Source organism: Bradyrhizobium sp. AZCC 1610, assembly GCF_036924515.1.
Lineage (GTDB): Bacteria > Pseudomonadota > Alphaproteobacteria > Rhizobiales > Xanthobacteraceae > Bradyrhizobium.
The window spans coordinates 6,089,193-6,107,976 of the sequence record NZ_JAZHRR010000001.1; the positions used below are offsets into that span (position 1 = coordinate 6,089,193).

The 18,784-nt window shown below is 62.5% G+C and carries 20 protein-coding genes; 10 read left to right on the top strand and 10 right to left on the bottom strand.

Translation table 11 applies throughout. The features are described from left to right. From urtE to V1279_RS29980, 6 genes are all read right to left on the bottom strand, one after another. Positions 1–696, bottom strand: a complete 696-nt coding sequence (urtE, locus tag V1279_RS29955) for an urea ABC transporter ATP-binding subunit UrtE (RefSeq protein WP_334443421.1) — start codon at positions 694–696, stop codon at positions 1–3. 3 nt (positions 697–699) lie between these two features. After that, on the bottom strand, positions 700–1,461 hold the full coding sequence (gene urtD / locus V1279_RS29960) for an urea ABC transporter ATP-binding protein UrtD (protein WP_334443424.1): 762 nt from the start codon (positions 1,459–1,461) through the stop codon (positions 700–702). Between the two features lie 4 nt (positions 1,462–1,465). Next, positions 1,466–2,632, bottom strand: a complete 1,167-nt coding sequence (urtC, locus tag V1279_RS29965; protein WP_334443426.1) for an urea ABC transporter permease subunit UrtC — start codon at positions 2,630–2,632, stop codon at positions 1,466–1,468. Next, positions 2,629–4,197, bottom strand: a complete 1,569-nt coding sequence (gene urtB, locus V1279_RS29970; RefSeq protein ID WP_442894923.1) for an urea ABC transporter permease subunit UrtB — start codon at positions 4,195–4,197, stop codon at positions 2,629–2,631. The genes urtC and urtB overlap by 4 nt, the downstream gene beginning before the upstream one ends. A 147-nt stretch (positions 4,198–4,344) precedes the next feature. Continuing rightward, entirely contained in the window at positions 4,345–5,661 is a 1,317-nt protein-coding gene (gene urtA / locus V1279_RS29975) for an urea ABC transporter substrate-binding protein (protein WP_334443432.1), read from the bottom strand. Positions 5,662–5,869: 208 nt separating this feature from the next. Next, on the bottom strand, positions 5,870–6,142 hold the full coding sequence (locus V1279_RS29980; RefSeq protein ID WP_334443435.1) for a hypothetical protein: 273 nt from the start codon (positions 6,140–6,142) through the stop codon (positions 5,870–5,872). 63 nt (positions 6,143–6,205) lie between these two features. Between V1279_RS29980 and V1279_RS29985 the strand changes: the two genes are divergently transcribed. From V1279_RS29985 to V1279_RS29995, 3 genes are all read left to right on the top strand, one after another. Then, positions 6,206–7,726 (top strand): DEAD/DEAH box helicase, encoded by a 1,521-nt coding sequence (locus tag V1279_RS29985; protein WP_334443437.1) that lies wholly within the window; start codon positions 6,206–6,208, stop codon positions 7,724–7,726. Positions 7,727–7,750: 24 nt separating this feature from the next. Continuing rightward, positions 7,751–8,035 carry a translation initiation factor IF-1 gene (gene infA, locus V1279_RS29990; RefSeq protein ID WP_074819689.1) on the top strand — a complete coding sequence of 95 codons (285 nt, stop codon included), beginning with the start codon at positions 7,751–7,753 and terminating at the stop codon, positions 8,033–8,035. Positions 8,036–8,304: 269 nt separating this feature from the next. Beyond that, a complete protein-coding gene (locus V1279_RS29995) occupies positions 8,305–8,517 on the top strand; it encodes a cold-shock protein (protein WP_002714433.1) in 213 nt (70 codons plus the stop codon). Between the two features lie 118 nt (positions 8,518–8,635). Here V1279_RS29995 and V1279_RS30000 read toward each other — a convergent pair whose 3' ends face one another. From V1279_RS30000 to V1279_RS30015, 4 genes are all read right to left on the bottom strand, one after another. Next, entirely contained in the window at positions 8,636–9,232 is a 597-nt protein-coding gene (locus V1279_RS30000; RefSeq protein ID WP_442894837.1) for a TadE/TadG family type IV pilus assembly protein, read from the bottom strand. Between the two features lie 9 nt (positions 9,233–9,241). After that, positions 9,242–9,784: a TadE/TadG family type IV pilus assembly protein gene (locus V1279_RS30005; protein ID WP_334443451.1), complete on the bottom strand. Its 543-nt coding sequence runs from the start codon at positions 9,782–9,784 to the stop codon at positions 9,242–9,244. 191 nt (positions 9,785–9,975) lie between these two features. After that, complete coding sequence (locus V1279_RS30010; RefSeq protein WP_334443453.1) at positions 9,976–10,485, bottom strand: pilus assembly protein N-terminal domain-containing protein; 510 nt, start codon at positions 10,483–10,485, stop codon at positions 9,976–9,978. 135 nt (positions 10,486–10,620) lie between these two features. Continuing rightward, complete coding sequence (locus tag V1279_RS30015) at positions 10,621–11,448, bottom strand: sterol desaturase family protein (protein ID WP_334443455.1); 828 nt, start codon at positions 11,446–11,448, stop codon at positions 10,621–10,623. A 540-nt stretch (positions 11,449–11,988) separates the two neighbouring features. Here V1279_RS30015 and V1279_RS30020 point away from each other — a divergent pair. From V1279_RS30020 to V1279_RS30050, 7 genes are all read left to right on the top strand, one after another. Then, positions 11,989–12,162: a Flp family type IVb pilin gene (locus V1279_RS30020; RefSeq protein ID WP_334443457.1), complete on the top strand. Its 174-nt coding sequence runs from the start codon at positions 11,989–11,991 to the stop codon at positions 12,160–12,162. Positions 12,163–12,329: 167 nt separating this feature from the next. After that, entirely contained in the window at positions 12,330–12,854 is a 525-nt protein-coding gene (locus tag V1279_RS30025; RefSeq protein WP_334443459.1) for an A24 family peptidase, read from the top strand. 127 nt (positions 12,855–12,981) lie between these two features. Next, positions 12,982–13,770: a Flp pilus assembly protein CpaB gene (cpaB, locus tag V1279_RS30030; protein WP_334443462.1), complete on the top strand. Its 789-nt coding sequence runs from the start codon at positions 12,982–12,984 to the stop codon at positions 13,768–13,770. A gap of 17 nt (positions 13,771–13,787) precedes the next feature. Beyond that, positions 13,788–15,263 (top strand): type II and III secretion system protein family protein, encoded by a 1,476-nt coding sequence (locus tag V1279_RS30035; protein ID WP_334443464.1) that lies wholly within the window; start codon positions 13,788–13,790, stop codon positions 15,261–15,263. 21 nt (positions 15,264–15,284) lie between these two features. Next, a complete protein-coding gene (locus tag V1279_RS30040; protein WP_334443466.1) occupies positions 15,285–16,025 on the top strand; it encodes a CpaD family pilus assembly protein in 741 nt (246 codons plus the stop codon). Then, the gene (locus V1279_RS30045; RefSeq protein WP_334443469.1) at positions 16,022–17,293 is read left to right on the top strand and encodes an AAA family ATPase; all 1,272 of its coding nucleotides are present in this window, start codon (positions 16,022–16,024) and stop codon (positions 17,291–17,293) included. The genes V1279_RS30040 and V1279_RS30045 overlap by 4 nt, the downstream gene beginning before the upstream one ends. Before the next feature lie 22 nt (positions 17,294–17,315). After that, the gene (locus tag V1279_RS30050; RefSeq protein ID WP_334443471.1) at positions 17,316–18,782 is read left to right on the top strand and encodes a CpaF family protein; all 1,467 of its coding nucleotides are present in this window, start codon (positions 17,316–17,318) and stop codon (positions 18,780–18,782) included. Positions 18,783–18,784 lie beyond the last annotated feature (2 nt).

An 18,784-nucleotide genomic window follows, 5' to 3' on the forward strand; every position in this document is an offset into this window, starting at 1 on the left:
TTACAGCGCCATCTGGCGGCTGATCTCGGCAGGATCGAGGTTGGCGCGGTCGCAGGCATATTTCACCGCGCCGCGGTCCATGACCGCAAAATTGTCGCCGAGCTCGCAGGCAAAGTCGAGATATTGTTCGACCAGCACGATCGCCATGTTGCCGAGGCTGCGCAGATAGGTGATGGCGCGGCCGATGTCCTTGATGATCGAGGGCTGAATGCCCTCGGTCGGCTCGTCCAATAGCAACAGCTTTGGCCGCATCACCAGCGCCCGGCCGATCGCAAGCTGCTGCTGCTGGCCGCCGGAAAGGTCGCCGCCGCGCCGGCCCAGCATCGTGTTCAGCACCGGAAACAGTGAGAACACGTCGTCAGGGATATGGCGGTCTTCACGCTTGAGCGGCCCGAAGCCGGTCCTCAGATTTTCCTCCACCGTCAGCAACGGAAAGATCTCGCGCCCCTGCGGCACGAAGCCGATGCCGCGCCGTGCGCGCTCGTAAGGCTTAAGACCGGTGATGTCGTTACCCTCCAGCGCGATCGAGCCGCTGGCGATCGGGTACTGCCCGACCATCGCGCGCAGCAGCGAGGTCTTGCCGACGCCGTTGCGGCCAAGCACGCAGGTCACCTTGCCCGGCTCGGCGGATAGCGAGACGCCGCGCAGCGCCTGGGCTGCGCCGTAGTAAAGGCTGATATTGTCGACCTTCAGCATGGATCAGCGCCCCAAATACACTTCAATCACCCGCTCGTTCGCCGAGACCTGATCGATGGTCCCTTCCGCCAGCACCGTGCCTTCATGCAGGCAGGTGACCTTGACGCCGAGTTCGCGGACGAAGGTCATGTCATGCTCGACGACCATGACCGTCTTTTCCTTGTTGATTTCCTTCAAGAGCTCCGCGGTCTGATGGGTCTCGACGTCAGTCATCCCGGCGACCGGCTCGTCGACCAGAAGCAGTTTTGGATCCTGCGCCAGCAGCATGCCGATCTCCAACCATTGCTTCTGGCCGTGCGACAGGCTCCCTGCCAATCTATTGCGTGCATCGGTCAGGCGGATGGTTTCCAGCACGCGGTCGATCCGCTCGGCTTCGTCCCTGCTGCCGCGCCAGAACAGCGTGCCCTTGACGCTGTGATCGACATTGAGCGCCAACAGGAGATTGTCCTCGATGGTCTGGCTCTCGAACACCGTCGGCTTCTGGAACTTGCGGCCAATGCCGAGTTCGGCGATGCGGGTTTCGTCGAGCCGCGTCAGGTCAGTGATGCCGTCGAACAGCACCGTGCCCTCGTCCGGCTTGGTCTTGCCGGTGATGATGTCCATCATCGTGGTCTTGCCGGCGCCGTTGGGGCCGATGATGGCGCGCATCTCGCCGGGCTCGAGCGTCAGCGACAGATTGTTGATGGCGTGAAAGCCGTCGAACGAGACGTGCACGCCGTCGAGATAGAGCAGCGCGGAAGTGGTCCTTCCCTCCATGACGCTCATGCGCTCACTCCGCCGGGTTCGGTTCGCCGACGCCGTCTTCGCGCGCGGCGCTTTCGGCATTGGCCGCTTGCGTTGCCTTGCGTGACTCGCGCCAGGCGGTGAAGGTGCCGACGATGCCCTTCGGCAGCAGCAGCGTCACCAGGATGAACAGCGCGCCCAGCATGAACAGCCAGTACGGCGCCAGCGGGCCCGACGTGAAGTAGGTCTTTGCATAGTTGACGACGACGGCGCCAAGCGCAGCGCCGACCAGCGTGCCACGGCCACCGACGGCGACCCAGATCACCGCCTCGATGGAATTGCCTGGCGCGAACTCGCTCGGATTGATGATGCCGACCTGCGGAACATAGAGCGCGCCGGCAACGCCGGCCATGCAGGCCGACAGGGTGAACACGAACAGCTTGTAGGATTCGACGCGGTAACCGAGGAAGCGTGTGCGGGATTCGGCGTCGCGGATCGCGATCAAGACCTTGCCGAGTTTCGAGGTCACCACCGCACGGCAGATCAGGAAGGCCAGGATCAGCGCCAGGCAGCTCAGCGCGAACAGAGCGGCGCGGGTGCCGTCGGCCTGCACATTGAAGCCGAGGATGTCCTTGAAGTCGGTGAGGCCGTTATTGCCGCCGAAGCCGAAGTCGTTGCGGAAGAACGCCAGCAGCAGCGCATAGGTCATCGCCTGCGTGATGATCGAGAGATAGACGCCGGTGACACGGGAGCGGAACGCCAGCCAGCCGAAGCAGAACGCCAACAGGCCCGGGACGACCAGCACCATCAGCGCTGCGAGCCAGAACATATCAAAACCGTACCAGTACCACGGCAGCTCTGGATAATTCAGGAACACCATGAAATCGGGCAGGACCGGATTGCCATAGACGCCGCGGCTGCCGATCTGGCGCATCAGGTACATGCCCATCGCGTAGCCGCCGAGCGCGAAGAAGGCGCCGTGGCCGAGCGAGAGAATGCCGCAATAGCCCCAGATCAGATCGATCGAGAGCGCGAGAATGGCGTAGCAGGCGTATTTGCCGAACAGCGCGACCAGATAGGTCGGCACCTGGAACATCGAGCTCGCCGGCAACAGCAGGTTCGACAGCGGGATCAGCACGCCGAGCGCGGCGACGACGACGAGGAAGATAGTGGCGCTGCGATCGAGCGAACGCGTCAGCACGTGCGGCGTCATGCTTCCACCGCCCGGCCCTTGAGCGCGAACAGGCCGCGCGGCCGCTTCTGGATGAACAGGATGATCAGCACCAGAATGGCGATCTTGCCGAGGACGGCGCCTGCCACCGGCTCCAGGAACTTGTTGGCGATGCCGAGCGTGAAGGCGCCGACCAGCGTGCCCCAGAGATTACCGACACCGCCGAACACCACCACCATGAAGGAATCGATGATGTAGCTCTGCCCGAGGTTGGGGCTGACATTGTCGATCTGCGACAGCGCCACGCCGGCGATGCCGGCGATCCCCGAGCCGAGGCCGAAGGTGAGCGCATCGACGCGCGAGGTGGCAATGCCCATCGAAGCCGCCATGCGGCGATTTTGAGTGACCGCGCGCATCTCGAGCCCGAGCGCGGTGTAGCGCAGCATCGCGAGCAGGATGACGAAGACGGCCAGCGTGAAGCAGAGGATCCAGAGCCGGTTATAGGTGATGGTGATCTGCCCGAGTTCGAACGCGCCGCTCATCCAGGAGGGATTGCCGACCTCGCGGTTAGTCGGGCCGAACATCGTGCGCACGGCCTGCTGCAGCACCAGCGAGAGGCCCCAGGTCGCGAGCAGCGTTTCCAGCGGGCGGCCATAGAGAAAGCGGATGATGCCGCGCTCGATCAGGACGCCGATGGCCCCTGCCACCAGAAAAGCCAGCGGCACCGCGATCAAGAGCGAATAGTCGAACAGGTCGGGATAGCGGGTGCGGATCACTTCCTGCACCACGAAGGTGGTGTAGGCCCCTAACATCACCATCTCGCCATGGGCCATGTTGATGACGCCCATGACGCCGAAGGTGATCGCTAGCCCGATCGCGGCGAGCAGCAGCACCGAGCCCAGCGAGAGGCCGTACCAGGCATTCTGCACCATCGACCACATCGCCAGATTGCTCTGGATCGAGGCGATCGCGCTGGCCGCGGCGCGCGCGACGTTGGGCGGCACGTCACTGCCCAATCCGGTCAGTAGCGCCATCGCTTCCTGGTCGCCCTTCGCCTTGACGATGGCGACGGCTTCGAGCTTTTCCACCTCGGTCGCGTCGCCCTTGTAGAGCAGGATCGCCGCGCGGGCCTCGGTGAAGGCCGCCTTGGCGCCCTTGTTGGTTTCCTTGGCGAGCGCGCCGTCGATGACGGCCAGTGCGCTCTCCTCATGGCTCTTGAACACCGACTGCGCAGCCGCAATGCGCTTGGCGGGATCGGGCGACGCCAGGGTCAGGCCACCGAGGGCTGCCTCCACGGCGCGGCGCAGGCGGTTGTTGAGACGGACGGCGGCGGCGTTGTCGGGCAGCTTGTCGACGGCAGCGCCGGTGGCGGCATCGATGATCTTGCCGTCGTCTTGGGTGACGAAAACCTTCTTGGTATCAGGATCGGCCGACAGCCGGCCTTCCTGCAGCGCGCTGATGATGGGAAAGGCCAGCGGATTGCCCGAGACAGCGACCGCGCCGATCGCCTCGTCGGTGTCGGAAAAATCATCATTGGCGAATTTGGCGACCGCATCCTCGAACGGCCCCGCCAGCGCCGGCACGGCGAAAGCTGCAGTCAAAAGGATTGCGAGCAAAACCGCACGAATACGGTCAAGGAAATTGGCAGACACAATACGACCCCGGCAGGAGTGTGGGGAGAAGGCGGCGGCACCGCCGCCTTCTCCGGTCTTCGATAGTTCTCTTGGAAGTTATCGTTGTAGGTCAGGTGGGGATCAAGATCCCTGACCGCCGCACTTGTTGGTCTTGGTGTTGTAGTTGCCGCACTTCTTGCCGACCCAGTCGCCGATCAGGTCCTTGGAGCCGTCGAGCTCCTTCGACCAGGCGTCGCCAGCGACAAGACCCGGGGTCTTCCACACCACGTCGAACTGGCCGTTGGCTTTGATTTCGCCAATGAACACCGGCTTGGTGATGTGATGGTTCGGCAGCATCTTGGAGGTGCCGCCGGTCAGGTTCTTGGCTTCGATGCCGGGCAGCGCGTCGATCACCTTGTCGGCGTCGGTCGACTTCACCTTCTCGACCGCCTTGACCCACATTTCGAAGCCGATGACGTGTGCTTCCATCGGATCGTTGGTCACGCGCTTCGAATTCTTGGTGTAGGCCTGCCAGGCCTTGATGAACTTCTCGTTGGCCGGGTCCTTGATCGACTGGAAGTAGTTCCAGGCGGCGAGATGGCCGAGCAGCGGCTTGGTGTCGATGCCGGCGAGTTCTTCTTCACCGACCGAGAACGCGACAACCGGAATGTCGGTCGCCTTGATGCCCTGGTTACCCAGTTCCTTGTAGAAGGGAACGTTGGCGTCGCCGTTGATGGTGGAGACGACAGCCGTCTTCTTGCCGGCCGAGCCGAACTTCTTGATGTCGGCGACGATCGTCTGCCAGTCACTATGACCGAACGGCGTGTAGTTGATCATGATGTCTTCCTGCTTGACGCCCTTCGACTTCAAGTAGGCTTCGAGGATCTTGTTGGTAGTGCGCGGATAGACGTAGTCGGTGCCGGCCAGCACCCAGCGCTTCACCTTCTCGTCCTTCATCAGGTAGTCGACGGCGGGAATCGCCTGCTGGTTCGGCGCAGCACCGGTGTAGAACACGTTGCGCTCGCTCTCCTCGCCTTCGTACTGCACGGGGTAGAACAGGATCGAGTTCAGCTCCTTGAATACCGGGAGCACGGACTTGCGCGACACCGAGGTCCAGCAGCCGAACACGACCGAGACCTTGTCCTTGGTGATCAGTTCGCGCGCCTTTTCCGCAAACAGCGGCCAGTTCGACGCCGGGTCGACGACGACAGCCTCGAGCTTCTTGCCGAGCACGCCGCCCTTCTTGTTCTGCTCGTCGATCAGGAAGAGGACGGTATCCTTCAGCGTGGTTTCGCTGATGGCCATGGTCCCGGAAAGCGAGTGCAGGACGCCGACCTTGATGGTCTCCTGCGCCTTTGCGTTTGAAAATGCGGCCAGGCCCAAAACCAGGCCGGCGGTCGCCGCCAGCCAGCGACGGCGGCTCATCGTCGTTATATCGTGAGTCAATTGAGTAAGCATGAGGTGTCATCTCCCTGACGCAGACGCGTTAAACGCTGCGAACGGCCCCACGGCCGCCTGCGTTAACGGAATCGCAAGAACCATGCCACGGTTCGAAAACGAGGTAAGCCAATATAATCGCTTTGGAATCTTGAGGATGCGGAAACCAAGGATGGCAAATCTGCTTATTTTTTAGACTGCGGAAATGTATGCTTCAGCGGCAAACTACCTATTTTTTGTGCAAATGCCGTAATTTGGCTAAATTTCTTGCACGAATTTTGATCGTTTTGGCTTCTGATAAGCGTCGCGGCGCGGTTTGGCTGACCGGTTCCTTAACCGCACGGACGATGCGCGCGGAATTCACCTTGAAAGTGCCGCCCAAGTGCTCCATATGATCCACGTGACCTTGAGAATCATCAGGTCCTTGCGAGCCGCGTGTTCTGATCCCGTTTTGCGGTTTCTGGCTTGCCCCTTCAGCTAGCAAAACCGACGCCCCAAACACGCGGGTGTCTCTGACACCCCTCGCGCGCCCCCGGCCGGTACGGCTGGGCGCCTGCCTTTGTTAATGGAAAGAACCCATCTTTTGACCTCCTCCTTTCAGGATTTCGGCCTCGCCGAACCCATTTCGCGTGCACTCAAGGAAGAAAATTACCTCACGCCCACGCCCATCCAGGCCCAGACCATCCCTCTCGCAATGACCGGCCGCGACGTCGTCGGTATCGCCCAGACCGGCACCGGCAAGACCGCAGCCTTTGCGCTTCCGATCCTGCACCGCATTCTGGAAAATCGCATCCGGCCGCAACCCAAGACCTGCCGCGTGCTGGTGCTCTCGCCCACCCGCGAATTGTCGGGCCAGATCCTCGACAGTTTCAACGCCTATGGCCGCCACATCCGCCTGAGCTCGGCGCTGGCGATCGGCGGCGTGCCGATGGGCCGTCAGGTCCGCTCGGCGATGCAGGGCGTCGAAGTCATGGTGGCGACCCCCGGCCGCCTGCTCGATCTCGTCCAGAGCAACGGGCTGAAGCTCGGCCAGGTCGAGTTCCTCGTGCTCGACGAAGCCGACCGCATGCTCGACATGGGCTTCATCAACGACATCCGCAAAGTCGTCGCCAAGCTGCCGATCAAGCGCCAGACCCTGTTCTTCTCGGCCACCATGCCCAAGGACATAGCGGAACTCGCCGAAGCCATGCTGCGCGACCCCGCCCGCGTGGCGGTGACGCCGGTGGCCTCGACCGTCGAGCGCATCACCCAGCGCATCATCCAGGTCGATTTCTCGGCCAAATCGGGCGTACTGGCGCAGCTTCTGAAGCAGGAACCGGTTGACCGCGCGCTGATCTTTACCCGCACCAAGCACGGTGCCGACAAGGTCGTGAAGACGCTGGCCAAGGCCGGCATCGACGCCAACGCCATTCACGGCAACAAGTCGCAGAACCACCGGGAGCGCGTGCTGGCGGCGTTCCGCACCGGCGAGATCCGCACCCTGGTCGCCACCGACATTGCCGCCCGCGGCATCGACGTCGACGGCATCAGCCATGTGGTGAATTTCGATCTGCCCAACATCCCGGAAACCTATGTCCACCGCATCGGCCGCACCGCGCGCGCCGGCGCCGAAGGCGTTGCGATCTCGCTGATCGCCGGCGCCGAGGAAATGGGTTATCTGCGCGATATCGAGCGGCTGATCCGCATCACGCTGCCGCGGGAAGACCGTCGCACACCCGGCAGCCGCGACGCCGCGCCGGCCGCCTCACAGCGCCCGGCACAGCACCGGGGCGGACGGTCCGCACCGCGCGCCCACACCGCCAGGGCCCAGGATTCCAGGGGACATGACTCCAGAGGACATGAATCCAGAGGTCACGAATCCCGGGGACATGAATCGGCACCGGGATCAAAAGGCCCTCGCCGTCCCCGCCGCGGTGGTGGTAATAATGCCGCGCCGCAGCCGAACCGGCACGAGCAGCCGCGGCCGGCGCAGCAGGCCGGCAAGAGCCAAGGCGGGAAAAGCGAGGGCATTCAGGGCGTCGCCTTCTTGCATCGCGAGAGCCGTCCGAATACTCAACCCAACCGTACCCACCGACCGCAGCGCTAAGCCTCGATCGACCTGGAGACTATCATGGCTAAAGAAGAGCTGATCCAGTTCGAAGGACTGGTGACCGAAATCCTCCCCGACGCGCGCTACCGCGTGCAACTCGACGCCGGACACGAGATTGTTGCCTACACCGCCGGCAAGATGAAGAAGAACCGGATCAAGACGCTGGCAGGCGATCGGGTCACGATCGAAATGTCGCCCTATGATCTGGAGAAGGGCCGCCTGATCTTCCGTCACAAGGACGAGCGGCCTAGTACCGGTGCCCCGCGTGGGGGACCGCCGCGCGGCGGCCAGTTCCGCCGCCGGTAAACGGCCCGTAAACCGCCTGCAAAATCGCGCCCGACACTCCCATCGCGCGCGAGCGCGGTCGGCTGGCCGGCCGAATCAAAAAATCGTGCACGTCAGGATTGTTTTGGACCCTACTATCGAATAATATTGGGCATCGATTTTCGGCCGGACGACATTAGCTATCCACCGGTACAGCCGGTTTAGACGCTGACGACCCTTCCAAAAATTCGATCTCACCAGCCCACCGAAGGGTGGGCTACGACTTGTATATCCGAGAAGGGACTACCCCCGTGAGCATGGGAACCGTGAAGTGGTTTAACGCAACCAAGGGCTATGGCTTCATCCAGCCGGATGATGGCGGCAATGACGTGTTCGTGCACATCAGCGCTGTCGAGCGTGCCGGTCTTGGAACGCTGCGTGAAGGCCAGAAGATCTCCTACGAAATCGTGGCAGATCGTCGCTCTGGCAAATCTTCGGCCGACAATCTGCGCGCCGCCGGATAAGGGATTTTTCGGGGCGCGCGCGTCCTGGAAATTGCTCCTGAACAAGCGAAAGGCCGTGCCCATGGCGCGGCCTTTTTGTTGACCAAGCGCCGACTTCAGAGCGACGTTGCCCCGATACTTATTTGGGCGTGCAAGCTGCACCCGGCGAAGCCGGAGGCGGATAGTCTACGCATTTGGAGTAGCGCGGACGGGTGTAGCTGAAGTCGCTCAGCTTGATTCCGTCCTTCTCGAAGATGAACCAGGTGGTGCCCGGGATGAAATTATAGCTGACCTCGCTGAAGATCAGATAGGTGCCGCCGGTCTGGAGCGCGGCCGGTATAGGGATAATTTTCTTTTCCTCATGCGGCGCCACGCCCTTGCTCCACTGCACCCGCGCCTGCTTCGTGTCAGGATCGACATACAGCTCGGTGATCGTGGCCTTGACCGGCGTCCACGGATAGGGCGTCATGATGGCCTTGCTGGCATTGAAGAAGTTGTCCAGTTGGGCAGTGGTGACCTCGGTGTTCTGGGATGTCAGGTCAGACAGCGTTCGCGCCATCAGCACCACCTTGCGGTTGACGGCCACAGCGGACGAGAGCTCGAAGGTTCCAAGGAGCAGCACCGCCATCACCGGTATGATCATGGCAAATTCGACTGCCGCGACGCCGCTGCGATCGCCGAGCAGTTCGAACGCCCTGCGGCGCATGCGAAGCCAGATTGTCGTCATCGGGTTCATTGCCCTGCTCTATTTGTAAGGTTCGTTCTGAAATGCCGCGGTCGCGGTCAACAGCCGCTCGCTGCTGCCCACGTTCGCGATGTTGAAGCCGAGCCCGGTGACGAACAGCGGCCATTTGTAGAACAGCCGCACCACGACGATATCGCCGGGGTCACCGGGGAGATAATTGTTCGGGGGCACGAAATTCTTGGTGTCGGCATCGATCGGGGGGGCAATGTCGACGGCGGCGAAGGCCTTATAGCTCTGCACGTCGATCGAGATTCCGTTCACGCAATCGAACAGCGCGACGATATTGCTGCAAACCAGGTTCTTGAACTGTGCCTGGCTAAATTTTGCGTTCTGCGCCTGACCAGTCATGATCACGCGCGCGGAATCCTGCGTCACGGTCTCGAGCACCTGGCTGGCAAAGAACACCATCGCCAGTTCGATGATCGCAAACAGAACTCCAAAAAAAAGCGGCGCGACCAGCGCGAACTCGACGGCGGCCGAGCCTTGCCGGTTGCGGCGAAATCGGCGCAAAATGTTTGTTTTGGGAGCGACGGGCGACGGCATCGAAGAAACCCCAGGACGCGAGAGGAATTGCCGCCAAGAATTACCCGAAACTGATTGTTGAAGTGTTTCGCCCGATCCTGACAGAACGGCCCGCTCTGTTAGGCGAACAATAACCATCCTTCAATAACCATCCTTGGGATCGGCAGCCGATCCCGCCACCCGGTGCGATCGGCCGGTCAGATGCAGCAAGCTTAGTTGGGTTTGACCGCGGTGGCGGCGGCAGCCGCACCGCTGGCCTGGCTTGAGAGCGAGCCGGCCTGATCGATCGCCGTCCTGAAATAGTTGGTGCCGTCGCCAAGCGTGACCCGGCGCTGGCAGATCGGCATGCAGCTATAGGATTCCCGTTCGACGCCGCGATAGACGGTGACGAGCTGATCGGTAGGGCCTTCGACCTGGATCTGGCGGTCGACCAGCACCTCGCCGTTGCGGTCCATGGCGATGAAATTGGTTGCGCCGTAGCCCTTGCCGGTGACGACGACGATGCCGCCGCTCTGCAGGGTCACGTCCGCGATCAGCGGGTTTCCGACCACGATGGTGGAGACCTTGGCAGGAAGCTTCACGAGCTTTGCCTGATCGACATAGACGGCGATTCGGTCGGGATCGGGCGTGGCCAGGCAGACGGCCGGCCACAGCAGGAGGCCTGCAGCGAGAGATAATCCAAAACGCGCGCGTGCGCGAATACGCTGGAACTTGAACGACATACTTTACCCCGGGGCATCAACAAGCCGGCAATGGCGATACGCAGCGGAACCGGCGCCCGACACGGTGAATCTGACGACAATTCATGAACAAAGGGCAAATGGGCCCCGAAATGGGGCAAGAAATCTGGGACCCGCCTATTTGCGGAACGGATAGGCCAGTTGTCCGATGATTTCGCGGGGAAACGAGGACTGATCGTCCACGCCATATTGGTCCGGCAGCGTGCCTTCGGGCATCCGGAAGGTCCCGAACAGAATGTCCCAGAGCGGAAAGGTGCCCGCGAAATTGGTGTCGCCGCCCGCCTCGCGCAAGGTGTGGTGCCAGCGGTGAAACACCGGCGTCGCCACGACGTATTTGAACGGGCCGAGCGTCCAGTTGAGGTTGGCGTGAACGAACGCCGAATGGAAGATGTTGAACGGCCCGAGCCAGAGCATCACACCCGGCGAAATGCCGGCTATCAGCAGCACGACATCGACCCCGATGGTGCCTAGCAGCAGGTTGACGGGGTGAAAGCGCGCCGCCGAGATCCAGTCCACATCTTCCGACGAATGGTGGATAGCGTGGTATTTCCACAACCCGCCGCCATGAAACATGCGGTGCAGCCAGTACATCATGAAATCGGCTGCGATCAGGAACAGGATCGCCTGCAGCCATAGTGGCAGCCTCGACAGCGGGCCATGGCCGTTGTCGTAGAAGGCGATCAGCGCGTCGGCGTCATGAATTCCAAACACCAGGGCGGCGCCGAGTACCAACAGCCCGATGCGGAACACGCGTGCGAACAGCGGCACCAGGAACCAGTAGCAGACGTCGGTGACGAGCTCGCGCTTGCGCCACCAGGGCCTGCCGGGATTGCAGGCCCAGAAATGCGCCAGCACCGAGAACACCAGCGCCAGCGCGATCGTGACCGGCACCACCTTGGTCAAGGTCTGGCCGAGCATCTCGACGACTTCCAGGCCCAAGGACATTGCCGCCTCTTGTGATCAGCCGGCGCGACGCGTTCAATTTCGGCAGGCTCAGACGCGCAACGTGTCGTGATCGGATTGAGCAGTCAATTGTCTTGCGAACGTTCACCACGGCCTTTTCGTCCGAATGGACACGCTGCCAACTGCCGCGAGAATCGAGGAACGTGACCGCCGGCGTCCCGGGCATCAGCAGCACGGCATCGATGCCGTAGTCTCTGAGAATATCGAGCAGCAGATTGACGTCCTTGAGCTGCAGCGCGCCGAAATATTTCATACGAATTGTTCGCCGTACAATTCGCCCCGCCGATCGAAACACACCGGCACCTCGGGCGCGAGCGTTCTCGAAGCGGCGCCTGCATTCTACCGAATGCCTTAATGCCGTGTTTACTCTGCTCAAGAACGGCGAGTTCCAGGCGTTTTTGCGCGATCGAATTAACTGCGCCGCAATTGTCGCACCCTAAGGTGACGCATGGTCACGGTGCTGAGAACGCCGGCAAGACCAAATACTAGTTTGACCAGCCACGTGTACACAGGAGTTACCTAATGAAGAATCTCGTTTCGCGTTTCATGAAGGACGAGTCCGGCGCCACCGCCATCGAATACGGCCTGATTGCCGCCGGCATCTCGATCGCGATCGTTACCGCCGTCGGCACCGTGGGCACCCAGCTCAACACCAACTTCGAGACGATCAAGACGAAGCTGACGCCGGCTCCGTAAAGACTTGCGCCAAGGGCCCCGGGCTATCCGGGGCCCTTGTTGCTTACGGCGCGCAGCAGTTCGAATGGCCTGCTTCGATCGCGCCGTTCTCAGATTCTTCACCAGTCACGACTAGATTGTGGCGACGCTCCGATCCATAAGCCTCTTCCACTGCGGCCCTCACTCACATGATGATCGACCTGGCGCGCCTTCTGCTGTTCCCAGCCCTCGTGGCGTTCGCAGCCGCCAGCGATCTGCTCACCATGACGATTTCGAACCGCGTGTCGCTGGCGCTGATCGCCGGCTTCCTGGTTCTTGCGCTGCTGGGTGGCATGGGCCTGCACGACATGCTCCTGCACATCGGCGCCGGCGCAGCCGTCCTCGTGGTTGCCTTTGCCTGCTTCGCGATGGGCTGGGTCGGCGGCGGCGACGCCAAGGTCGCCGCCTGCGTAGCGCTCTGGTTCGGTTTCGACCATCTCCTCAGCTACCTGGTCTACGCCTCGCTGTTCGGCGGGGCGTTGACGCTGTTGCTGATCCAGTTCCGGCAGTGGCCGCTGCCCTACCCGCTTGCGGGGCAAGCCTGGCTGAACCGGCTGCACGACAGGCAGAGTGGAATCCCCTACGCCATCGCGCTCGCGCTCGGCGCGCTGATGATCTATCCGGAGACCGAATGGATCAAGGCGATCGACCTGACCCACCTCGCCATGCGCTGATCCAAAGCCAGTAACCTCCGGTTAAGGCAATTTACACACGCCTCATTAACCATGCTTTGACGAATAGCTGGTCAACTCCCATCACGGCGGCGGAAGCGTCGCGGCGTAATGTGGAAAGTGAAGCGTAATGAATACCGCACGCATTGTCGTCCTGACCATCGCAATCGGCGCTGGCGGCATTGCCGCATATCTCGCCAGTGGGTCCGACAAGCCCGCGCCGGCCGTGCCGGTCGCGCAGCTACCAACCGTGGATATTCTGGTCGCGAAGTCGGATATCGGCCTCGGCCAGTCGGTCAAATCAGAGGATCTGCAATGGCAGACCTGGCCGGCCGCGACCGCCGGCAGCAATTTCATCAGCCGCGCCGCCAGGGCAGACGCCGTCAAGGAGATCACGGGCTCGATCGCGCGCGCGCCATTCATCGCGGGTGAGCCGATCCGGGAGCAGAAGCTGGTGAAGGCCAACGGCTCCGGCTTCATGGCGGCGATCCTGCCCAGCGGCTTTCGAGCCATTTCCACCGAAATTTCGCCGGAAACCGGCGCGGGTGGCTTCATCCTGCCGAACGATCGCGTCGACGTGATTCTTTCCAAGCGCGAAAAAAGCCCGGACAGCAACGGCCCCGACGTCTCCACCTCGGAAATCATCCTGACCAATATTCGCGTTCTCGCGATCGATCAGGCGCCGAAGGAAAAAGAAGGCACCAACGCGCTGGTCGGCAAGACCGTCACGCTCGAGCTAAAGCCGGAGCAGGCCGAGACGCTCGCCCGCGCGCGCCAGAGCGGCACGCTGACGCTGGCGCTGCGCAGCATCGCCGACGTCAACGTGGCCGAGAATCCGGACGAACTACGCAACAAGCGCGGCGAAAGCCTCAACGTCATTCGTTACGGCGTTGCTGCCCAGCAAACGATGCAGAAGTGACCGAAAGGACGCCCGATATGAAGTGCAGGGAAAACCAGCCGATGATGAGAACATTCATCGTCCGCGCCCTGTCGTTTTCGGCCGTGGCAGCGCTCACGCTCAATCCGGCGCTGACGCCGGTGGTGGCGAGCGACTATCGCGCCGCCGTGCCCATCGCCGCCGACGGGCAGATGAACGCGCGCTTCGTTTCGCTCGGCATCGGCAAATCCATCGTGATCGACCTGCCGCGGGAGATCAAGGACGTGCTGGTCGCCGATCCGAAGATCGCCAATGCCGTCGTGCGGTCCACCCAGCGCGCTTATATCATCGGCGCCGCGGTCGGCCAGACCAACATCATCTTCTTCGATTCCGCAGGTGCGCAGATCGCGGCCTATGACATCGCGGTCAAGCGCGACCTCAACGGCGTGCGCGCTGCGCTGAAGCAGTCGCTGCCGAATTCGGACATCCAGATCGAAGGTGTCGGCGACGGCGTGGTGCTGAGCGGCATGGCAGCGTCCCCGATCGAGGCGCAGCAGGCCGCCGAGATGGCCGCGCGCCTCGTGGGCGGTGTGGAAAAGGTCGTCAATTCGATCGCCGTTCGCGGCCGCGACCAGGTGATGCTGAAGGTGACCGTCGCCGAAGTGGCGCGCAATATCGTCAAACAGATGGGCATCGATCTCACGGCCAGCATGACCTACGGCACCGCGGTGGTGAATTTCAGCAACTCCAACCCGTTTACCGCCTATGGCCGTCCGCTGGTCTCTGGCAACTCGGCGAGTGGAACGTTCGGAAGCGTTCCATCGGTAACGGCCACCCTCCGCGCCATGGAAAGTGCCGGCGTGGTGCGCACGCTGGCCGAACCCAATCTGACCGCGATCTCAGGTGAATCCGCGACCTTCATTGCCGGCGGCGAGTTTCCGGTTCCCTCAGGCTATTCCTGCGACCCGGTCACCCGTGTTTGCACGACCCAGATCCAGTTCAAGAAGTTCGGCATTTCGCTCAACTTTACCCCGGTCGTGCTGACTGAAGGACGAATCAGCCTCCGCGTGATGACCGAAGTGTCCGAACTGTCGAACGACAATTCGATCACGCTGACGCAGGCACTCAGTTCGACGTCGACGAACTCGCTGACCATTCCTTCGATCAAGACCCGCCGCGCCGAAACCACCCTGGAAATTCCCTCGGGCGGCGCGATGGCGATGGCGGGCTTGATCGCGGAACAGACCAAGCAGGCCATCAACGGCTTTCCAGGACTGGCCCAATTGCCTGTTCTCGGCACGCTGTTTCGCAGCCGCGACTTCGTCAACAACCAGACCGAGCTGATGGTTCTGGTCACGCCCTATGTGGTCCGCGCGGTGGCGCAGAAGGATCTGTCGCGCCCGGATGACGGCTTTGCCAGCGCTTCGGATCCGCAGTCCGATCTGCTCGGCAGCATCAATCGCATCTACGGCGTTCCGGGCCGCGTCGAGAAGGCACGGAATTATCGCGGCACCTACGGCTTTATTACGGACTGAGGCGGGACGATGACACCGAAGATGAAATCAAAGAAGCCCGCCGATCCCAGGCGCGCCCTCTGCCTGGCGGGAGCGCTGATCGGTCTTGCCGTGGCGCTTGGCGCCTGCAAGCACAATACCGATGTGGCGACGACGGCGGGCGTCCCGGACGACTATCGCCTGCGCCATCCGATCGCGGTCCAGGAAGCCGACCGCTCGATCGTCGTTTTCGTCGGCCGCGGTCGCGGCGGCCTTTCCGCCTCTCAGCGCGCCGACGTGATGTACCTGGGCCAGACCTGGATGCGGGAAGGCACCGGCATCATCAGCGTCGACGTGCCCGTCAATACGCCGAACGCGCGGGCGGCCGAGGATTCATTGCGCGAAATCCAGGCGACACTTGCCGCCGCCGGCGTGCCGCCGCGCGCGGTCAATGTCCACCAGTATCGCCCCGAAGACCCCAGGCACATGGCGGCGATCCGACTGAACTATCCGAAGATTTCGGCAGTGGCCGGCCCGTGCGGCCTGTGGCCCGAGGATCTCGGACCCTCGATCAACAACAAAGGCTATTTCGACAACAAGCCGTATTACAATTTCGGCTGTTCCAACCAGCGCAATCTGGCGGCGATGGTCGACAACCCGTCGGACCTCGTGCAACCGCGCCCCGAAACCCCGGCCTACACACCGCGGCGTAGCATGGCCTTCGAGAAGTATCGCAAGGGCACCACCACAACAACCAGCTATCCCGAGGCCGACAGGGCCAAACTCAGCGATACCGGCAAATGATCACATACTCGCGTCAGAATACAGAACAGCAGCCGGACAACACGGCGCCGTCTACCGAGGATCACATCGCGCCGGCGCCGCGGGTGTCCGTGCAGGCTTTCTGCGAGACGGTGGAAACCGCGGCCGCTGTGCAGTCGGCGGGCGAAGACCGCCGACTCGGCAAGGCTCATCTCAAGATCCAGATGGGCGGTATGGCCGCTGCCATCGAGGCCTACCGCTCGGCCCCGACGCCGAACGTCATCATCCTGGAGACCGAAGGCCGCAACGACATTCTCCTCGGCCTCGACCAGCTCGCCACCGTCTGCGACGCCGGAACCCGCGTGATCGTGATCGGGCGCATCAACGACGTCATGCTCTATCGCGAACTGGTGCGCCGTGGCGTCAGCGACTACGTCATCACCCCGGTCAACGCCATCGACGTCGTGCGCTCGGTCTGCAACCTGTTCTCGTCGCCGGACGCCAAGGCCGTCGGCCGCATCATTGCCATCGTCGGCGCCAAGGGCGGCGTCGGCGCATCCACTGTCGCCCACAACGTCGCCTGGGCGATCGCGCGTGATCTGGCGTTGGATTCCGTGGTCGCCGATCTCGACCTCGCTTTCGGCACCGCCGGCCTCGACTACAATCAGGACCCGCCGCAGGGCATCGCGGATGCGGTGTTCTCGCCCGACCGGGTCGATACCGCGTTCCTCGACCGCCTGCTGTCGAAATGCACCGATCACCTCAGCCTGCTGGCGGCGCCGGCCACGCTCGACCGGGTCTACGATTTTGGCGTGGAGGCGTTCGATTCGATCTTCGATACGCTTCGCACCACGATGCCCTGCATCGTGCTCGACGTCCCCCATCAATGGTCGGGATGGACCAGGCGCGCCTTGATCGCGGCCGACGACATCCTGATCGTCGCGGCGCCCGATCTCGCCAATCTGCGCAACACCAAGAACATCTACGACCTCTTGAAGACATCACGGCCGAACGATCGCGCGCCGCTCTATTGTCTCAACCAGGTCGGCATCCCGAAGCGTCCGGAGATCCCCGCCGCCGAGTTCGCCAAGGCGATCGAGAACCACCCGATCGCCACGATTCCGTTCGAGCCGCAACTCTTCGGTTCGGCCGCCAACAACGGCCAGATGATCGCGGAAATCTCCGCCACGCATCGCACCACCGAGATGTTCCTGCAGATTGCGCAGCGGCTCACCGGCCGCGGCGAGACCAAGAAGCCGAAGAGTTCGTTGCTGTTGCCCTTGATCGAGAAGTTGCGGGCCAAGAAGTAGGTCGCCCGCGTGGAGTGCCATCGTGTTCGGTAAGCGTAGTGGAAATGATAGCGATACGCGGGTATTGAAGCCCGCCATTCAGGCGCCGGAGCCGGCTTCAGCGCCGGCCGTCGCGCGCGAGATGGCCGCGCCGGCCGTCGCTTCGCCTCCAATCGCGCCCATGAAGGCGCCACCGCCCGCCCCGGCCATGGAGGCGCGGCGATCCGACAATTACTACCAGGTCAAGGCGACCATCTTCGGCGCCCTGATCGAGGCGATCGACCTTGCCCAGCTCGCCAAGCTCGACGGCGAGTCCGCGCGCGAGGAAATCCGCGACATCGTCAACGAGATCATCGCGATCAAGAACATCGTGATGTCGATTGCCGAGCAGGAAGAGCTGCTCGACGACATCTGCAACGACGTACTCGGCTACGGTCCGCTGGAGCCGTTATTGTCGCGCGACGACATCGCCGACATCATGGTCAACGGCGCCGGCACGGTATTCATCGAAGTCGCCGGCAAGATCCAGAAGACCGGCATCCGCTTCCGCGACAACCAGCAGCTTCTCAACATCTGCCAGCGTATCGTCAGCCAGGTTGGCCGGCGCGTCGACGAATCCTCGCCGATCTGCGACGCCCGCCTCGCCGACGGCTCCCGCGTCAACGCCATCGTTCCGCCGCTGGCGATCGACGGGCCTGCGCTCACCATTCGTAAGTTCAGGAAAGACAAGCTGACGCTCGACCAACTGGTCAAGTTCGGCGCGATCTCGCCGGAAGGCGCGCAGATCCTGCAGATCATCGGCCGCGTCCGCTGCAACGTGCTGATTTCAGGCGGTACCGGCTCCGGCAAAACCACGCTGTTGAACTGCCTGACCCAGTTCATCGAGCATGACGAGCGCATCATCACCTGCGAAGACGCCGCCGAACTTCAATTGCAGCAGCCTCACGTGGTGCGGCTGGAAACCCGCCCACCCAACATCGAAGGCGAAGGCCAGATCACGATGCGCGAACTGGTTCGCAACTGCCTGCGTATGCGCCCTGAACGCATCATCGTCGGCGAAGTCCGCGGACCCGAGGCGTTCGACCTGCTGCAGGCCATGAACACCGGCCACGACGGCTCGATGGGAACGCTACACGCCAACAACCCGCGCGAAGCCCTGTCCCGCTGCGAATCCATGATCACGATGGGCGGCTTCTCGCTGCCCTCACGCACCATCCGCGAGATGATCTGCGCCTCGATCGACGTCATCGTGCAGGCCGCGCGTTTGCGCGACGGTTCGCGCCGCATCACCCACATCACCGAGGTGATGGGCATGGAAGGCGATACCATCATCACCCAGGACGTATTTCTCTACGACATGATCGGCGAAGACGCGAACGGCAAGATCATCGGGCGGCACCGCTCGACCGGGATCGGACGTCCTCGGTTCTGGGAGCGCGCGCGATATTTCGGCGAAGAGAAGCGACTCGCGGCCGCGCTCGATGCTGCCGAAGTCGCCGAGACGACTTGAGA